This is a genomic window from Lysobacter niastensis (assembly GCF_031457115.1).
GTDB classification, from domain to species: Bacteria; Pseudomonadota; Gammaproteobacteria; order Xanthomonadales; family Xanthomonadaceae; genus Lysobacter_J; species Lysobacter_J niastensis_A.
Genome location: NZ_JAVDVY010000001.1, coordinates 632,307 through 646,762, shown reverse-complemented (window position 1 = coordinate 646,762; position 14,456 = coordinate 632,307). Strand labels below are relative to the sequence as shown.

Sequence of the window (14,456 nt, the reverse complement as noted above, 5' to 3'; positions counted from 1 at the left end):
CCCCGATCAATACTGCCATTGCGATCAGAGCACCTTGGCGCGCACCATCACGCCCGACGCGGCGGCGGATGCGGTCACCTTGAAGTAGTAGTGGCCAGCGGCAGGCGCGCTGATGGTGATGATCTGGTTCGTACCCGGGCGCACCGATGAGGCGATGCTGGCGGCGGGCATCGGTTCGGCCTCGTAGTTGGCGTACGCGGCGAGCGTGCCGCGGCCGCTGTACGTGGTGAACTCGAGGCTGGCGGCGCCGACGGGAACATCCACCACATAGATCACGCTCTGGCCTGCACCCAGCGGCGGCATCGCCTGCACGACATTGGGGACCAGCGGAGTACCGGTCAGCGGCTGGCCGAAGTTCTTGGCGCGATCGACGGCGGCTGCAGCGTCGAGGATGCCAGAGCCCTCCGCCACGGGCGGCTTGACCACGAACGGACGTGCCGAGGCCTTCAGCAAGCCTTCGACCACCGACGGCGTCAACGGTTGCGCGGCCACGCTCTGCATCAGCGCGACCACGCCGGCGACATGCGGGCTCGCCATCGAGGTACCGGTGTAACCGGCGTAGATCGGAACGTTGGGGGCAGTGGTGCCGTTGTTGAGAGTCGACCAGATGTAGCCGTTGGGATTGCCTTCCACACCGGCACCGCCCGGCGCGGACAGGTCGACGCCGGCGCCGTAGTTGGAGTAGCCGGCGCGCTGGCCGCCGTAACCGCTGGCGCCGACGGAAATGACGTTCGGGCAGCTGGCCGGCGAATGGCCCATTACATCGGAGTTGTCGTTGCCGGCCGCGACCACCACGGTCGTACCCAGCGACACCGCCGTGTTGATGGCCGACTGCGTGTCGGCTTCGCAGGCATGGTTGCCGCCCAGGCTCATGTTGATGACTTCGGCCGGGTACGGATTGGCCGGCATGCCCGGCACGGAGCCGCCTGCAGCCCAGATGATGGCGTCGTTGATGTCGGAGGTATAACCACCGCACTTGCCCAGCACTCGCAGCGGCACGACCCTTGCGTCGAAGGCGACACCGGCGCCACCAACGGCATTGTTGGTCACTTCGGCGATCGTGCCGGAGACGTGCGTGCCGTGCCAGCTGCTGTTGCTGGCCGGCGAACCCGTGTCGCAATAGCCGGCCGGGGCACCGTCGCCGAGGTCCCAGCCTCCCGGCACGCGCTCGTCGGTGGCTCGGCCGGAGAGGTACGCATCGGAGATGAAGTCATAGCCCGGCAACAGGTTGGGCTCCAGGTCCGGGTGATGGGTCGCGCCGGTGTCGATCACCGCCACCACCACGCCCGCACCCGTGGCACCTGCGCCCCACGCCGTGGTGACGCGAGCACCACCGGTGCCGGTGCCGTAATGCCACATCTGGTGCGTGGCCAGCACTGGATCGTTGGGCATCGCGGCCGGACGCATGATCGCGTCGACCGCGATGGATTCGACGTTCGGATCGGCGGCGATCGCGCGCATCAGCGTTTCGGCTTCGCTGCGGCTCAGGCGTTGGGAAGCCTTGATCACGTGCTTGCCATTCGCGGTCTCGCGCAGGGTGCTGACGCGCAGCGCGGCGGAGCCCTTCAGGCCGATGATCTGCGCGCCCATGCCGGGACGTGCGCGATCGGTGGCGGCATCGAGCGAGCGCTGGCGTGCGGCCGGCTGCACGCGTTCGGCGCTGCCGTTGCGGTACTTGACGATGAAGCGTGGCGAGATCGTGGCGTCGTTGATGGACGACAGATCGATCTGCGCGTTGGCGGCGAACGCCGGCACGCAGGCGCTGGCGAGAAGCAGGCTTAGGGCGGTACGACGGAGGATCATGTTGGATTCCTGGTGATGTGGCGAAGAGATGTCGCGGCGCCCGGGCGGGCGCCGCGTTTGGCGCGTGAGGGTTAGAGGTCGATGCCGAAGCCGACGCCGGCGGAGCTGTCGTCGCTGCTGAAGGCGCCGCCGACCGAGAACGAGGCGCGCTCGCCGATCTGCTTCGAGTAGCCCACCGACAGCGCGGTTTCGCCGTTCTGCCAGCCGGCACCGACGCCGATGCGGCCATGCTCGCTGCGGCTGTTGGCCGCGTTGATCGCCATGTTCATCATCGCCGCGTTCATCGCACCTTCGCGGTCGATGCGCTCGTCCTGCTTGCCCAGGCGCATGCCGATGTCGTTGCTGAGGTTGGTGAACTGGTCATCCAGCGACTGCATCTTGCTGTCGGTGTAGCTGTTGGCGCGCGTCAGCGTCTGCGTCGCGGTGGTGTCCGTGTAGGCGTTGGCTGTAGCCAGCGTCTGCGCGTCAGCGGCCTGCATCTGCTGCACGTTGGCGGCATCGGTCGGCGCAGCGCCGGCGGCGACGTTGGTGACGCGGCGCTGGTTGCTCGCCGAGCCCATCGATACCGTGTTGGCCTGGTCGGCCACCGAGCCGCGGCCGATCGCGACCGCGTTGTCGGCGCTGACCGTTGCACCCTGGCCGATGGCCGTGCCGCTGGCGGCACTGACATGGGTATCGGCACCGACGGCGACGGCGTTGGTCGCCGCCGCATCGATCACAGCATTGCTGCCGACCGCGGTGCTGCCATCGGCCATGACCGAGGCGCCACTGCCGTACGCGGTGTCGCGGCTGTCCTGGGCATGGCTGCCCTCACCCAGCGCAAGGCCGCTGCCGGTACCGACCGGCAGGCCGAGGCCCGGGGTCTGTTCCAACTGCACGATGCGGTTGCTCAGGTTGCCGAACGCGCTGTCCAGCGCATCGAAAGCGGCGCCGACGTTGTTGTAGCTGCTGCCCTGGATGGTGTAGCTGGGCGCGCCCAGCAAGCCATTGACGTCGAGCGTGGCGCCGCCACCGAGCGCGGCCGCCACGGTGTCGAGTTGTGCGACGTTGCTGGCGCCGATGGCGACCAGCACGTTGTTCAGCTGGCCCACGTTGACGGCATCGGTGTCCTGCGTTCCGGCGGCGACGTTGGTGATCTGTCGCTCAGCGCCCATCGCGCCGACCGAGACGGTGTTGGCACGATCGGCGACGGAATAGGCGCCCACCGCGACGCTGTCGTCTTCCAGGGCGATGCTGTTGTAGCCGAACGCGGAGCTGTTGAGGCCGAGCGCGAAGGCATTGGTGCCCGTCGCCAGGCTGTTGTCGGCACCCGCGTAGGCATAGGAGCCGATGGCCGTCGCGTATACGCCCAACGCCTGGCTGTTGTCGCCGTAGGCCGAAGCGGATGCCGCCAATGCCTGTGCGGCATTGCCGAAGGCGACGGCACCGTCGGCCATGGCGCCGGCATTGGTGCCGAAGGCCATGGCGTTGTTGATGTCCGCACCTCCACTCATGCCAACGTGGGCGCCGATGCCGAAGGCGGTGTTGGCGGTGCCGAAGCCGCCCCATGCTTCCGCCCCCTTGCCGATGGCGATGTCCTGGTGCCAGGTGGCGATGGCGGCGTCGCCGAGGGCGAGGCTGTCGATGCCCCAGGCCACGCTTTCGCTGCCGATGGCCACGGCGTTGGAGTCGTGGGCCTGGCTCTGCTGGCCGATGGCGATGCTGGAATGGCCTTGGGCAAAGGCCACGAAGCCCACGGCGATCGAACCGTTGATGACCTTCTGGTCATTGGAGTTGTATGCCACGCCAGCATCGCTGTTGAAATCGCTGGTGCGGGCCGCCGGGCCGAGGGCCGTGTCGTAATTGCCCCAGGTGCGGGCGTTGGCGCCGAACGCCTGCGATGCCAGGCCCGGCGTATTGGTGCCGAAGGAAAAGCCGGACGGAGGGGTGTTGACCGGGGTGGCGCCGAAGGCCGCGTTGACGTCGAACCACCCGCCGACCGCGGTCGAGCCGTTGCCGATGGCGTAGGTACCGGTACCGATCGCAGTGGTGTTATGGCCGTACGCGGTTGCGTGATAACCGAACGCGGCACCCCAGCCCCGCACGGCAAATGCCTGGTAACCGACGACCGTGCTGTTCTGGTCCTTCAGTTCGACCGTGCCGGTGGCGTCGGTGCCGGCGCCGGAGGTCGCGGCACCGCTGCCGATCACGACGTTGTTGACGCCCTTGGAGGAGGCGCCGCTGCCGATGACGGTGGAGTTGGTGGCCGGCGCCGGAACATTGGTCAGGATGTACGTGCCGCCGAAGCCGCTCAGGGTGACCCGAGTGGAGGCCTCGGCCGTGGCGTTGGCGCCAATGATCGTGACGCCGTCGCCGTTGGCACGCGAGGCGTTGCCAAGGACCACGGTGTTGTTCACCGTGCCGACCGTGGTCGTCTGCGTTTCCTTGCTGCCCGCCGGTGACGCTGCCACCGAGAACGTGTTGGTGATCTTTTCGGCGCTGGCGCTGGGCCCGATCACGATGCTGTTGTTGCCGTTGACGCGGGCCTGGCTGCCCATCGCGATGCTGTTGCTGCCCGAGGCCGGGAGCGAGGTGGACGGATTGGTCGTCACCACGGTGCCGGTTCCGTTGCGCGTGGCGCCCTCGCGCGTGGTCACCGTGCTGGTGCCCACCGCCTGGGTCTGCGCCTGGTTGCCGATTGCGACGCTGTTGTCGAGGTTGGCCACGGCGCGGACACCGAGCACCGTGGAGGCCTTGCCCAGCGCCTGCGCGGCAGCGCCGATCGCGGTGGCGTTGTCGCCGTTGGCCCAGGTGATCTCGTTCGCATCGACCAGGCCGTCACCGTCCAGGTCGATCCACGAGCCGATGGCGGTCGCGTTCTTGCCGGTGGCGGTGGTCTCGTCGCCCATCGCGACCGAGCCGTCGCCGTTGGCCTTGGCGTCCGGACCGCAGGCCAGGGCTTCGGCACCCGGCGCGGAACTGTCGATGGCGATGGGCGCGCCGGCGGCGTCGACCAGCTGGCAATTGCCGCCGGCATAGACCGGCATGGAAAGGGCCGATAGGAGCGCGGCAGTCAGGGCATGGCGGTGCAGGCGATGCAGGTGCGGCAGTTTCGCGGACATGACGGTTCTCAAGAGGAATGGACGGGGCCGGCCCCGGTGCATACCTCCGCCCCCTGCCGAAACTCCCCGCTCCAACCTGCGCGCCGCCCCTTCGGATGACTTGAACCGGCCATCAAAACGCCACCCCGGCCATCACAATTCGATGACAGCGCCGCTACAACGTCATGAATTTTCTCGGGTTGTCGAAATCGATCCGCCAGGCGCCCATGTCCGGCCACAAAAAGGGCTGGCGATGCCGCCCTCTGTGGCCTGCCCGGCGGCTCCCCACCAACTGGATTAGCTCCGCGGGGGCACCGGCGTCGCGCTTGACCTGCATCAACGCCCCGTGCGCGGCGATCAATACGCTGGTCGTGTCCGCGCCGCGCCATGGTGGCAGCCCGCGCCGGCCACGGAGACGAGCATGAACATCCCCCTCGCGGTCACACGCAATGCCATCGGGGAAGCGCCCGATCGCCTCGGCCGCGACGCGCTCGACGCCTGCTTCCTGGGCCCCTATGGCGAGAACGACGGCCTGCTGGAAAAGCTCGTCGTCGAATTCCTGCGCGACCACGTGTACTGGCGGCGCAACTTCCATCCGGAGGACCCGCCGGCGATCCCCACCCGCGCGGCGCAGCAGCCCGGTTACCAGGCCTTCGAGGCGCGCATGCGGCGCGAACTGCACACCCTGTCGGCGGCGCTGAAGAAGTCGGTGCCGTTCCACAGCCCGCGCTACATCGGGCACATGGCCTCGGACCTGCTGCTGCCGGGACTGGCCGCGCAGCTGCTCACCCTGCCCTACAACCCGAACAACGTCAGCGAGGACGCCGCGCCCGTCACCGTCGAAATGGAGATACGCGCCGGCCTGCAACTGGCCCGCATGCTCGGCTACCCCGACGATCCGTCGCGCGAGGCGTGCGCCTTCGGCCACCTGACCTCCGGCGGCACGCTCGCCAACTACCAGGCGTTGCGCCTGGCGCTGGCGTCGAAGGCGTTCCCGGTGGCCCTGCGCGCCGCCGGCGTGCCGGACATCGGCGTGCCGAAGGACGACTGGGAGGCATTCAATCTCGGTAACGACGACACCATCGCGCTGCTGGGCCGCTGGCAACGCTGGCTGGCCGCGCAGTCGTCCCTGCAACGCAGCGCCTGGCAAATGCGGGTGCAGTCCGAACGGATCGAGACGCTGGGCCTGACCGATTTCTTCGCGCGGCATACAGACCTGCGCCCGCCTCGCGTACTAGCGCCGGTCACCGCGCACTACTCGTGGAGCAAGGGCCTCAAATTGCTCGGCCTGGGTCGCGCACAACTGGAACTGCTTCCCGAGCGCAGCATGCGCCTGGACGCCGATGCCCTGCAGGAGGCGCTGGAGCGCTGCCTGCGCGAACGCCAGCCGGTGCTGATGGTGGTCGCGGTGCTGGGTACCACCGAATACGGCACCATTGATCCGGTCGATCGGGTGGTCGCCGCGCGCGACGCGATGCGTTCGCGCGGACTGGGCTTCACCGTCCACGTCGACGGCGCCTGGGGCGGCTATCTCGCCACACTGTTCCGCAACCCCGACGGCAGCCTGCGCGATCGCGCCGAGGTCGGCTCGGAGTTCGCCCGTTTCCCGCAGCCGGAAGTGCACGCCGCATTCGCCGCGCTGGGCGAAACGGATTCGGTCACCGTCGATCCGCACAAGCTCGGCTACCTGCCCTACGGCGCAGGCGCCTTCATCTGCCGCGATCACCGTGCGATGACGCTGCTCGCCGAGGAGGCCGACTACGTGTTCGACGGCGAAGGCGCCACCGACTACATGGCGCGCTACCGACGCCTGGGCCAGTTCGTCCCGGAAGGTTCCAAGGCCGGCGCCGCAGCGGCCGCCGTGTACGTCACCCATCGTGTGCTGCCGCTGGACCACGCCCACTTCGGCCAGTTGTCGAAACAGACGGTGCTGGCCGCAGAAGCGTTCCACGCTCGCGCGGAACGTTTCGCCGAGGAACTCGGCGACATCGTGCACGCCTGCGTGCCGTTCGCGCCGGACAGCAACCTGGTGTGCCTCGCGCTCAATCCCGCCGGCAACCGCGACGTCGGCCATGCCAACGCATTCGCGCGACGCCTGCACGAGGAACTGCGCTGCGACCCGCACCGGCCGCTGCAGGTCAAGGAGTTCTTCGGCTCGATGACCACGCTTCGACCCGACGCCCTCGCCGCGGCGGAACTGCAACGCATCGTCGTGCAACTGCGACTCGACCCGGCGACCTTCGGCCCGGATGCGGACCGGCTGGTGATCCTGAGGCACACGCTGATGAACCCCTACCTGATCGACCGCGAGAACGGCATCAGCTACATCGACCGCTACTTCGACTACCTGGCCACGCTCGTGCGTGCGTTGGCCTGAGGCGGCCGCCATGTCGCTCCCGATCACCGCGCCCGTTGCCTTCGATGCGGTTCGCGCCACGTGTGCCGCGCAGCGCGACTGGAGCCGGGCCGCGCTGGCGAAACTTCAGCAGGAAGCCGCGCGCTCGGCCGACACCCATCTGCTGCGCGTGGACCTGCCGGGCTTTCCCGGCATCGCCTTCTATTTCAAGGACGAGGCGGCCCATCCGACGGGCAGCCTCAAGCATCGCCTCGCGCGTTCGCTGTTCCTCTATGCGCTGTGTAACGGCCGCCTGCATGAGGGACAGACCGTCGTCGATGCCTCCTCGGGCAGCACGGCGATTTCGGAGGCATGGTTCGCACGCCTGCTGGGACTGCCCTTCGTCGCGGTGATGCCGGCCTGCACCGCGCCGCGCAAGATCGCCGATGTCGAGGCGCTCGGCGGCACCTGCGACCTGGTGGACGATCCCGCCGACGTGCACGCGCGCGCGGCCTGGCACGCCGCGCGCGGCGCCTGCCATCTCGACCAGTTCGGCCTGGCCGAACGTGCCACCGACTGGCGCGGCAACAACAACATCGCCGAGTCGATCATCGAGCAGATGGCACGCGAGCCCGATCCGGAACCCACCTGGATCGTCTGCGGCGCCGGCACCGGGGGCACGTCTGCGACGATCGGCCGATACCTGCGCTATCGCGGCCTGCGCACCCGGCTGTGCGTCGCCGAACCGGCCGGCAGCGGCTTCGTCCATGGCTGGCACACGCGCGATCCGCAGGCACGCGCAAGCCGGCCGACGCTGATCGAAGGCATCGGCCGGCCCAGGGTCGAATCGGGCTTCATCTTCGACGTGGTCGACCAGGTGATCGAGGTCGATGACGCCGACTCCATCGCCGCCGCATGGCGGCTGGAAGAACTGTTCGGACGCCGCTACGGCGGCTCGTCGGGGACCAACCTGGTCGCTTGCCTGCAACTGGCCGCATCGATGCGCGCACGTGGCGAGCGTGGCAGCATCGTCAGCCTGCTGTGCGACCGCGGCGAGCGCTACGAACAGACGCTGTTCGATCGCGACTGGTTGCGCGCACGCGGCGTCGATCCGATGCCGGCGCGCGCACGCATCGCCCAGTGCATGGCTTCGGGCAACTGGCCGTAAGGCCTTTGGCTTTCAAAAGCCGGCGGTATTACTTCAACACCTGCCGCGCCCGTTCCTGCAGCGCCCGCCACGAGGCTTCCCACTCGCCCTCACGCGGCGTGATGCGCGCGATCAGGGCCAGGGCCGATTCGAGTTCCTGCGTGCGTGCCAGCAACGCGTCGTAGTCGCCGGCCAGGACCAGTTCAACCTTGCGGTCCTGGCACACGCCCACGCACGGCTGCGGCGCATCGACCTTGCCGCAGCCGATGCAGCGCCAACCGGCGATACGCTCGGTCATTGCAGGCCCGCCTCAGCCGCAACTGCCGCAGCAGTTGCCGCCTTCGTCATCGGCGGGGCCGCCGCCGGCCACGGTGAAGTCGATCATGACGCCACCCGCTTCACGGGCGCGATACTCGATGAGCAGCGCGTCGCCATAGCGCTGCTGCAACTGCACGAGCAGCGGCAGCGGATCGTGGTCATTGACGAAGCGCATCGTCTCGCCGGGGTTGAGTGCATCGAGCGCGCCGAGGATCGCCGCATGACGGAAGCGCTTGCCGATGCCACGGGCATCGAAGGGAAAAACCTGCTGGGTGTTGAGGGAAGAAATCATCGATGCACCATCGCTTCTTTGCGGAGGCTTCAGCATCGCCGGCCGCGCAGGCACTGCCATTGATCTGGATCAGGCCGGATGCAATTGCATGGAATCCGGCGAAGCGCCCGCGCAGCGATACCGCATTACTTCGCCCGCTGCGCGGCCGGATCGTCGAACTGGCGCGCGTAATCGGCCACCGCCTTGCGCATCGGCGCGATGACGGTCAGGTCGCCGGGATCGCGCCTGAGCGCACCGGCGTTGCTCAGCAGCGGCGCGATGATCGCGTGCAGCGCAGCGTCGGCGTCCGGCGCCAGCGTGCAGTGGGCGATCATGTCGCGCACGTGGCCTTCGATTTTATCCGCGAGCAGCACGGCCTGATCCGGGCCCATATGGCCGTGTTGATAATGGCCGAGCGCATCGACCGCGACACGGATGCCCTGCATGCCCTCGCGCAGCGGCGCATCGGTGCCCCAGCGCTGCCCCGCAGCCGGGATGGAACGGGAGGCGCCCGCCTGGTCATGCGACGCGTGGTGCTGCGCGCGCGCCGGCTCGCCCATGAGGCCGGTCACGCACAGCAGCGTCAGCGGAAACAGAAGGAATCGCATGCGGCACCTCCGTGGTTGATCGGTCTCCATCGTGGCTCCGCGCGACGCCGGTCGACCTGACATAGGTCAATGGCGCCCACGATTGTGGAGGGCCGAACCCGTCTCGAATGGAATGGGGAGGCGAGGATGGGGTCCGCGCCAAGGCAACGGACACCCAAACCAGGATGGTGGAACCTGTCTCGTACGGCATGTCGGATGATGGGTTTTCATCACCCACCATCCCGCGGATCAGACCTTCGCGAACACCAGCGTCGCGTTGGTTCCGCCAAAGCCGAAACTGTTCGACATCACCGTGCGCAACGGCGCCTCGCGCATTTCGCGCAGCACCGGGAAGCCCTCGGCGCGTGGATCCAGCGTTTCGATGTTCGACGAAGCAGCCATGAACCCGCCGCGCAGCATCAGCAGGCTGTAGATCGCCTCGTGCACGCTGGCCGCACCCAGTGAATGCCCGGTCAGCGCCTTGGTCGAGGACAGCGGCGGCACGTCGCCTGCGAACGCGGCACGCACCGCTTCGAGTTCGACGATGTCGCCCAGCGGCGTCGAAGTACCGTGGGTGTTGAGGTAGTCGATGCGGCCGACATCTCCATCCTGGCCCTCCATTCCCGCCATGGCCATGCGCATGCAGCGCACCGCGCCTTCGCCGTTGGGCGCGACCATGTCGGCGCCGTCGGAGGTGACGCCATAGCCGACCAGCTCGGCGTGGATGTGCGCGCCCCGGGCCTTCGCGTGCTCATAGTCCTCCAGCGCCAGCATGCCGCCGCCGGATCCGATGACGAATCCGTCGCGGCCTGCATCGTAAGGACGCGAGGCGTGCTCGGGCGTGTTGTTGTATTGCGTGGACAGCGCGCCCATCGCGTCGAACTGGCAGGTCAGGCCCCAGTGCAGTTCTTCGCCGCCACCGGCGAAGACGATGTCCTGCACGCCGTGCCTGATCAGGTCGGCGGCGGCGCCGATGCAGTGCGCCGAGGTCGCGCATGCGGCGGACAGCGAGTAGCTCACGCCGCGGATGCCGAACGCGGTGGCGAGCGTGGCCGACACCGTCGAGCACATCGTGCGCGGCACCATGTACGGGCCGACACGGCGCACGCCTTTTTCGCGCAGCAGGTCGCCGGTCTCGATCTGCCACTGCGCCGAACCGCCGCCGGAGCCGGCGATCACGCCGGTGCGCGGGTTGCGCACGGCCTCATCGTCCAGGCCGGCGTCGGCGATCGCGTCACGCATCGACACGTAGGCATAGGCAGCGGCATCGCCCATGAAGCGCTTGAGCTTTCGATCGATCGCGGCGTCCAGATCGATGTCGCACGCCCCCGCGACCTGGCTGCGCAGGCCACGTTCGGCGTAGTCCGGCATCGCGCGCAAACCGCTGCGCCCCTCGCGCAGCGCCGAGGCGACCGTCGCCGCGTCGTTGCCCAGCGGTGAGACGATACCGATTCCCGTGACGACGACGCGGCGCATCAGAAGCTCTCCGTCGATTGGAACAAGCCCACGCGCAGGCCTTCGGCCTCGTAGATCAAGCGATCGTCGACGTAGGTGCGGCCGTCGGCAATGACCAGCCGCAGCTTGCCGCGCAACACGCGCTTCACATCGATCTCGTAGCGCACGAGCTTGGCCGTCGGCAACACCTGGCCGGTGAACTTCACTTCACCCACGCCCAGTGCGCGACCGCGACCCGGCTCGCCAAGCCACGGCAGATAGAAGCCGGCGAGCTGCCACATCGCGTCCAGGCCCAGGCAACCGGGCATCACCGGATCGCCTTCGAAGTGACACGCGAAGAACCACAGGTCGGGGCGGATATCGAGTTCGGCGACCAGCTGGCCCTTGCCGAACGCACCGCCGGTTTCGTCGACGCGGGTGATGCGGTCGAACATCAACATCGGCGGCGCCGGCAGGCGCGCATTGCCGGGACCGAACAGTTCGCCGTTGGCGCATGCGAGCAATTGCGAGGTATCGAGTGAAGCAGGGCGTGACATGGACTTGGACTGGGCCGCTTGGGGTAGACCGTAGAGTTTGCGGCACTTTCGGTGTCTTGCGGATGATCGGTATCAAGTATCGGCCGCCATGCGGTAGCGCATGGTGAGTGCGGCATTGATGTGAGCGCGCTCGGACGGCGGCAGCGACGATGAACGGGACCATGAATTTTCCCGATCTGTCGAGATCGACCCGGCTGCGGGGGCGGACCGCGCGGCCCCCCGGTGCATCCGGAGCGCGGCGGCCAACCCGCCGGCGCGCCCTGGCCGATCCGCGACGAGCTCCATAACTACCGCAATAACCCGCGCGGGCAGGTCGAGGTCCGCGCCACCGTGGATGAGGCCTCGTACCAGGGCGGCACGATGGCAAGGACCATCCGATCACCGGACGCCACGCCTTCGACGGCGGACGCAGCTGGTACACCGGCTTGGGCCATGATGACGCTGTCTACGCCGACCCCCACTTCCTGGCGCCGCTGCGACAAGGCCTGCGCTATGCGGCCGGGCGTTCGGACAAGTGCTGAATCACTGCACGATCGCCACTTCTATCTCGCGCGCATCCTCGCGGCCGTGATCGTCGACGACCGATAGCCGGAAACGTCCCGCATGCGGCGGCGTCCACGCGACCGGATCGCCCGCCGCCGAGTCGCCGATGAAACTGCCGCCGGCAAACCAGTACAGTCGCGACACATCGGCATCGACGGTGGCGGCCAGGTTGAGGCTGGCCTGCTCCGGATGGGACAGCCGCATCGTGTAGCGGGTCGCACGGTAGGGTGAGGTGATGCCAGGGGGCGAACCGAGCCAGGCCTGCGAACCGGCGCAATCGCTGCCTGGCGGTGGCCGGCGACGCGGCATGCCGGCCTGGGCGAATACCCGGGCGAGGTCGGACGGCCAGAACTCGAAGACTTCCATCTGCATCGTGCGCGGATTGAACGGCCCGCACGCGACCTGGCCGGTGGCGCGATCGATCGCCACGGCGCGATGCACGGTGCTGATGCGGATCGGCGATTTGCCCGGGATGAACCAGGTGTCGCCACGCTGCGGGCACCAGGTGTTGGGCAAATCGCCACTGGCGCGGCAGATCTCCACGCGCTTGAGGTTGAGCGGCCATTGCCGTGGCGGCTCGGCAAGGTCGACGTGCGCGGCCTGCAATCCGTCGACGATGTCGAAGAACAACGGAGCCGCGGCCTCCACGCCAATCAGGGCCGGATTGCTGGAGCCGTCGAAGTTGCCCAGCCACACCACCAAAGCGTAAGGCCCCACCAGGCCCGCGCTCCACGCGTCGCGAAAGCCCCAGGACGTTCCGGTCTTCCAATACACCGGTGGCCCGCCCGTGGCGAACAGCGCGCCCGCATCGGGACGCGGGTTCTGGCGCAGCATGTCGCGCGTGATGAAGGCGGCTTCCGGGCTGATCAGGGCCGTGCCGACTTCCTCGGGATCACTCTGACGCCAGCGCAGCGAGCGCAGGCGGCCGTCGTTGCCGAGCATCGCGTACATCCGCGCCAGCTCTTCCATGCTGACCTCGCCGCCGCCGAGCACCAGTGCGAGGCCATAGTGCTGCTCGCTCGCCATGCGGCCGATACCGGCACGGCGCAGGAATTCGTAGAAACTGGGTTGCGTAAGCCTGGAGGCGACGCCGACAGCGGGGATGTTGCGGCTGCGGATCAACGCATCCGTGGCCGTGACCGGGCCGAGGAAGCGACCATCGAAGTTCTCCGGCGTGTAGGGACCGAAGGCCGTGGGCACATCGCGTAGCACCGTGGCCGGATGCAGCACTCCCTGATCCAGCGCCAATGCGTAGATGAAGGGCTTGAGCGTCGATCCCGGCGAGCGCTTGGCCGAGGTGCCGTTGACCTGTCCGTCTATGCTTGCATCGAAGTAATCGGCTGAGCCGACCAGCGCGCGCACGCTCATGTCGCGCGTGTCCACCAGCATCGCCACGGCATTTCGCAGTCCGCGTTCGCGCTCGCGTTGCAGGTGGTTGGCGACGCGCTCTTCGAGCAGGCGCTGCAGGCGCGCGTCGAGCGTGGTGCGCAGGTTCGAACCCGCCTGCGGATGCCAGCTGCGATCGGCCAGGATGCGGTCGACGAAATGCGGCGCCTTGAACGGCAGTTTCGAGGACGTGCGCAGCCGCAGCGGCAGTTGCATCAACGCATCGAGCGATGGATCGCCACCGTGTTCGCTGCGCCAGCGCCGGTATAGACGCGAACGGGCCGCTTCGAGTCCCTCACCGGGATAAGCGTCGGAATCGCCGCCGTGCATGGACAGCCGGCCGCGGCGCGATGGGGCCTGAGGCAGTACTGCGAGGGTCAGGGCTTCGGGCAGGGTGAGCTGATCGGCCGCTTTGCGGAAGTAGATCTGGCTTGCGGCGCCAACCCCTTCGATATTGCCGCCGTAAGGCGCAAGGTTGAGGTAGGCCTCGAGGATGTCGTCCTTGCTGTAGCACGACTCCAGCTGCAGGGCGCGCAGGATCTGCACCAGCTTGCCTCGTGGCGTGCGCGTGTCGAGTCGCCAGTGCAGGCGCGCCAGCTGCATGGTGATGGTCGAGCCGCCGATGCGCGCCGAACCGGTTACGTAGGTACTCCATGCGCCGCGCGCCAGGCTGACCGGATTGACGCCGGGATGGCGCCGGAACCAGGCGTCTTCGTGCAGCAGGACGGCGTCGACCAGGGTCGGCGAGATCTCCGCCAGCGGTACCCACAGGCGATAACGCTGGTCCGCAGCGGTGGTAAGGCGCAGCAGGTGGTCGTGGTCGTCGTGGACGGCGGTCGACAGCGGTACCGAATCCCACAGCGGCGGGCGCGGCCAGTAGCGGATGGCCAGCAGCGCGATGGCCAGGACCGCGCACGCAACCAGCAGCGTGCGCAATCGGGGAATCCTTCGACGCGGCGCGACACGAACCATCATTGGCCCCGTGGCTCAGCCCC

The 14,456-nt window shown here is 68.2% G+C and carries 11 protein-coding genes; 3 read left to right on the top strand and 8 right to left on the bottom strand.

Annotated elements, in window-relative coordinates; all coding sequences use genetic code 11:
- Window positions 1-24 precede the first annotated feature (24 nt).
- On the bottom strand, window positions 25-1,803 hold the full coding sequence (locus J2X06_RS03025) for a S8 family peptidase (protein WP_310058106.1): 1,779 nt from the start codon (window positions 1,801-1,803) through the stop codon (window positions 25-27).
- Between the two features lie 71 nt (window positions 1,804-1,874).
- On the bottom strand, window positions 1,875-4,904 hold the full coding sequence (locus J2X06_RS03020; RefSeq protein WP_310058101.1) for a YadA-like family protein: 3,030 nt from the start codon (window positions 4,902-4,904) through the stop codon (window positions 1,875-1,877).
- A 400-nt stretch (window positions 4,905-5,304) separates the two neighbouring features.
- On the opposite strand from J2X06_RS03020, the gene J2X06_RS03015 reads away from it, so the two are divergent.
- Window positions 5,305-7,260, top strand: coding sequence for a pyridoxal phosphate-dependent decarboxylase family protein (locus tag J2X06_RS03015; RefSeq protein WP_310058099.1), 1,956 nt, complete (start codon window positions 5,305-5,307; stop codon window positions 7,258-7,260).
- Window positions 7,261-7,270: 10 nt separating this feature from the next.
- Window positions 7,271-8,386, top strand: a complete 1,116-nt coding sequence (locus J2X06_RS03010) for a PLP-dependent cysteine synthase family protein (protein WP_310058096.1) — start codon at window positions 7,271-7,273, stop codon at window positions 8,384-8,386.
- A gap of 28 nt (window positions 8,387-8,414) precedes the next feature.
- Here the strand turns inward: J2X06_RS03010 and J2X06_RS03005 are convergent, their stop codons facing one another.
- From J2X06_RS03005 to fabA, 5 genes are all read right to left on the bottom strand, one after another.
- Window positions 8,415-8,663, bottom strand: a complete 249-nt coding sequence (locus J2X06_RS03005) for a hypothetical protein (protein WP_310058093.1) — start codon at window positions 8,661-8,663, stop codon at window positions 8,415-8,417.
- A gap of 12 nt (window positions 8,664-8,675) precedes the next feature.
- The gene (locus J2X06_RS03000) at window positions 8,676-9,011 is read right to left on the bottom strand and encodes a DUF2249 domain-containing protein (protein WP_310058091.1); all 336 of its coding nucleotides are present in this window, start codon (window positions 9,009-9,011) and stop codon (window positions 8,676-8,678) included.
- Between the two features lie 89 nt (window positions 9,012-9,100).
- Window positions 9,101-9,592 (bottom strand): DnrO protein, encoded by a 492-nt coding sequence (locus tag J2X06_RS02995; RefSeq protein ID WP_310058089.1) that lies wholly within the window; start codon window positions 9,590-9,592, stop codon window positions 9,101-9,103.
- A gap of 198 nt (window positions 9,593-9,790) precedes the next feature.
- A complete protein-coding gene (fabB, locus tag J2X06_RS02990) occupies window positions 9,791-11,017 on the bottom strand; it encodes a beta-ketoacyl-ACP synthase I (RefSeq protein WP_310058087.1) in 1,227 nt (408 codons plus the stop codon).
- Window positions 11,017-11,532, bottom strand: a complete 516-nt coding sequence (fabA, locus tag J2X06_RS02985; RefSeq protein WP_310058084.1) for a 3-hydroxyacyl-[acyl-carrier-protein] dehydratase FabA — start codon at window positions 11,530-11,532, stop codon at window positions 11,017-11,019. Before fabA ends, fabB begins: the two co-directional genes overlap by 1 nt.
- Before the next feature lie 377 nt (window positions 11,533-11,909).
- Here fabA and J2X06_RS02980 point away from each other — a divergent pair, with 377 nt between their 5' ends.
- Complete coding sequence (locus J2X06_RS02980; protein WP_310061174.1) at window positions 11,910-12,053, top strand: ThuA domain-containing protein; 144 nt, start codon at window positions 11,910-11,912, stop codon at window positions 12,051-12,053.
- 1 nt (window position 12,054) lies between these two features.
- Here the strand turns inward: J2X06_RS02980 and pbpC are convergent, their stop codons facing one another.
- Window positions 12,055-14,397 (bottom strand): penicillin-binding protein 1C, encoded by a 2,343-nt coding sequence (pbpC, locus tag J2X06_RS02975; protein WP_310058082.1) that lies wholly within the window; start codon window positions 14,395-14,397, stop codon window positions 12,055-12,057.
- Window positions 14,398-14,456 lie beyond the last annotated feature (59 nt).

What these genes read in the sequence shown, in the direction of transcription:
- J2X06_RS03025 (WP_310058106.1), bottom strand. Translation starts at nt 1,803, where the DNA reads ATGATCCTCCGTCGTACCGCCCTAAGCCTGCTTCTCGCCAGCGCCTGC.
- J2X06_RS03020 (WP_310058101.1), bottom strand. Translation starts at nt 4,904, where the DNA reads ATGTCCGCGAAACTGCCGCACCTGCATCGCCTGCACCGCCATGCCCTG.
- J2X06_RS03015 (WP_310058099.1), top strand. Translation starts at nt 5,305, where the DNA reads ATGAACATCCCCCTCGCGGTCACACGCAATGCCATCGGGGAAGCGCCC.
- J2X06_RS03010 (WP_310058096.1), top strand. Translation starts at nt 7,271, where the DNA reads ATGTCGCTCCCGATCACCGCGCCCGTTGCCTTCGATGCGGTTCGCGCC.
- J2X06_RS03005 (WP_310058093.1), bottom strand. Translation starts at nt 8,663, where the DNA reads ATGACCGAGCGTATCGCCGGTTGGCGCTGCATCGGCTGCGGCAAGGTC.
- J2X06_RS03000 (WP_310058091.1), bottom strand. Translation starts at nt 9,011, where the DNA reads ATGCTGAAGCCTCCGCAAAGAAGCGATGGTGCATCGATGATTTCTTCC.
- J2X06_RS02995 (WP_310058089.1), bottom strand. Translation starts at nt 9,592, where the DNA reads ATGGAGACCGATCAACCACGGAGGTGCCGCATGCGATTCCTTCTGTTT.
- fabB (WP_310058087.1), bottom strand. Translation starts at nt 11,017, where the DNA reads ATGCGCCGCGTCGTCGTCACGGGAATCGGTATCGTCTCACCGCTGGGC.
- fabA (WP_310058084.1), bottom strand. Translation starts at nt 11,532, where the DNA reads ATGTCACGCCCTGCTTCACTCGATACCTCGCAATTGCTCGCATGCGCC.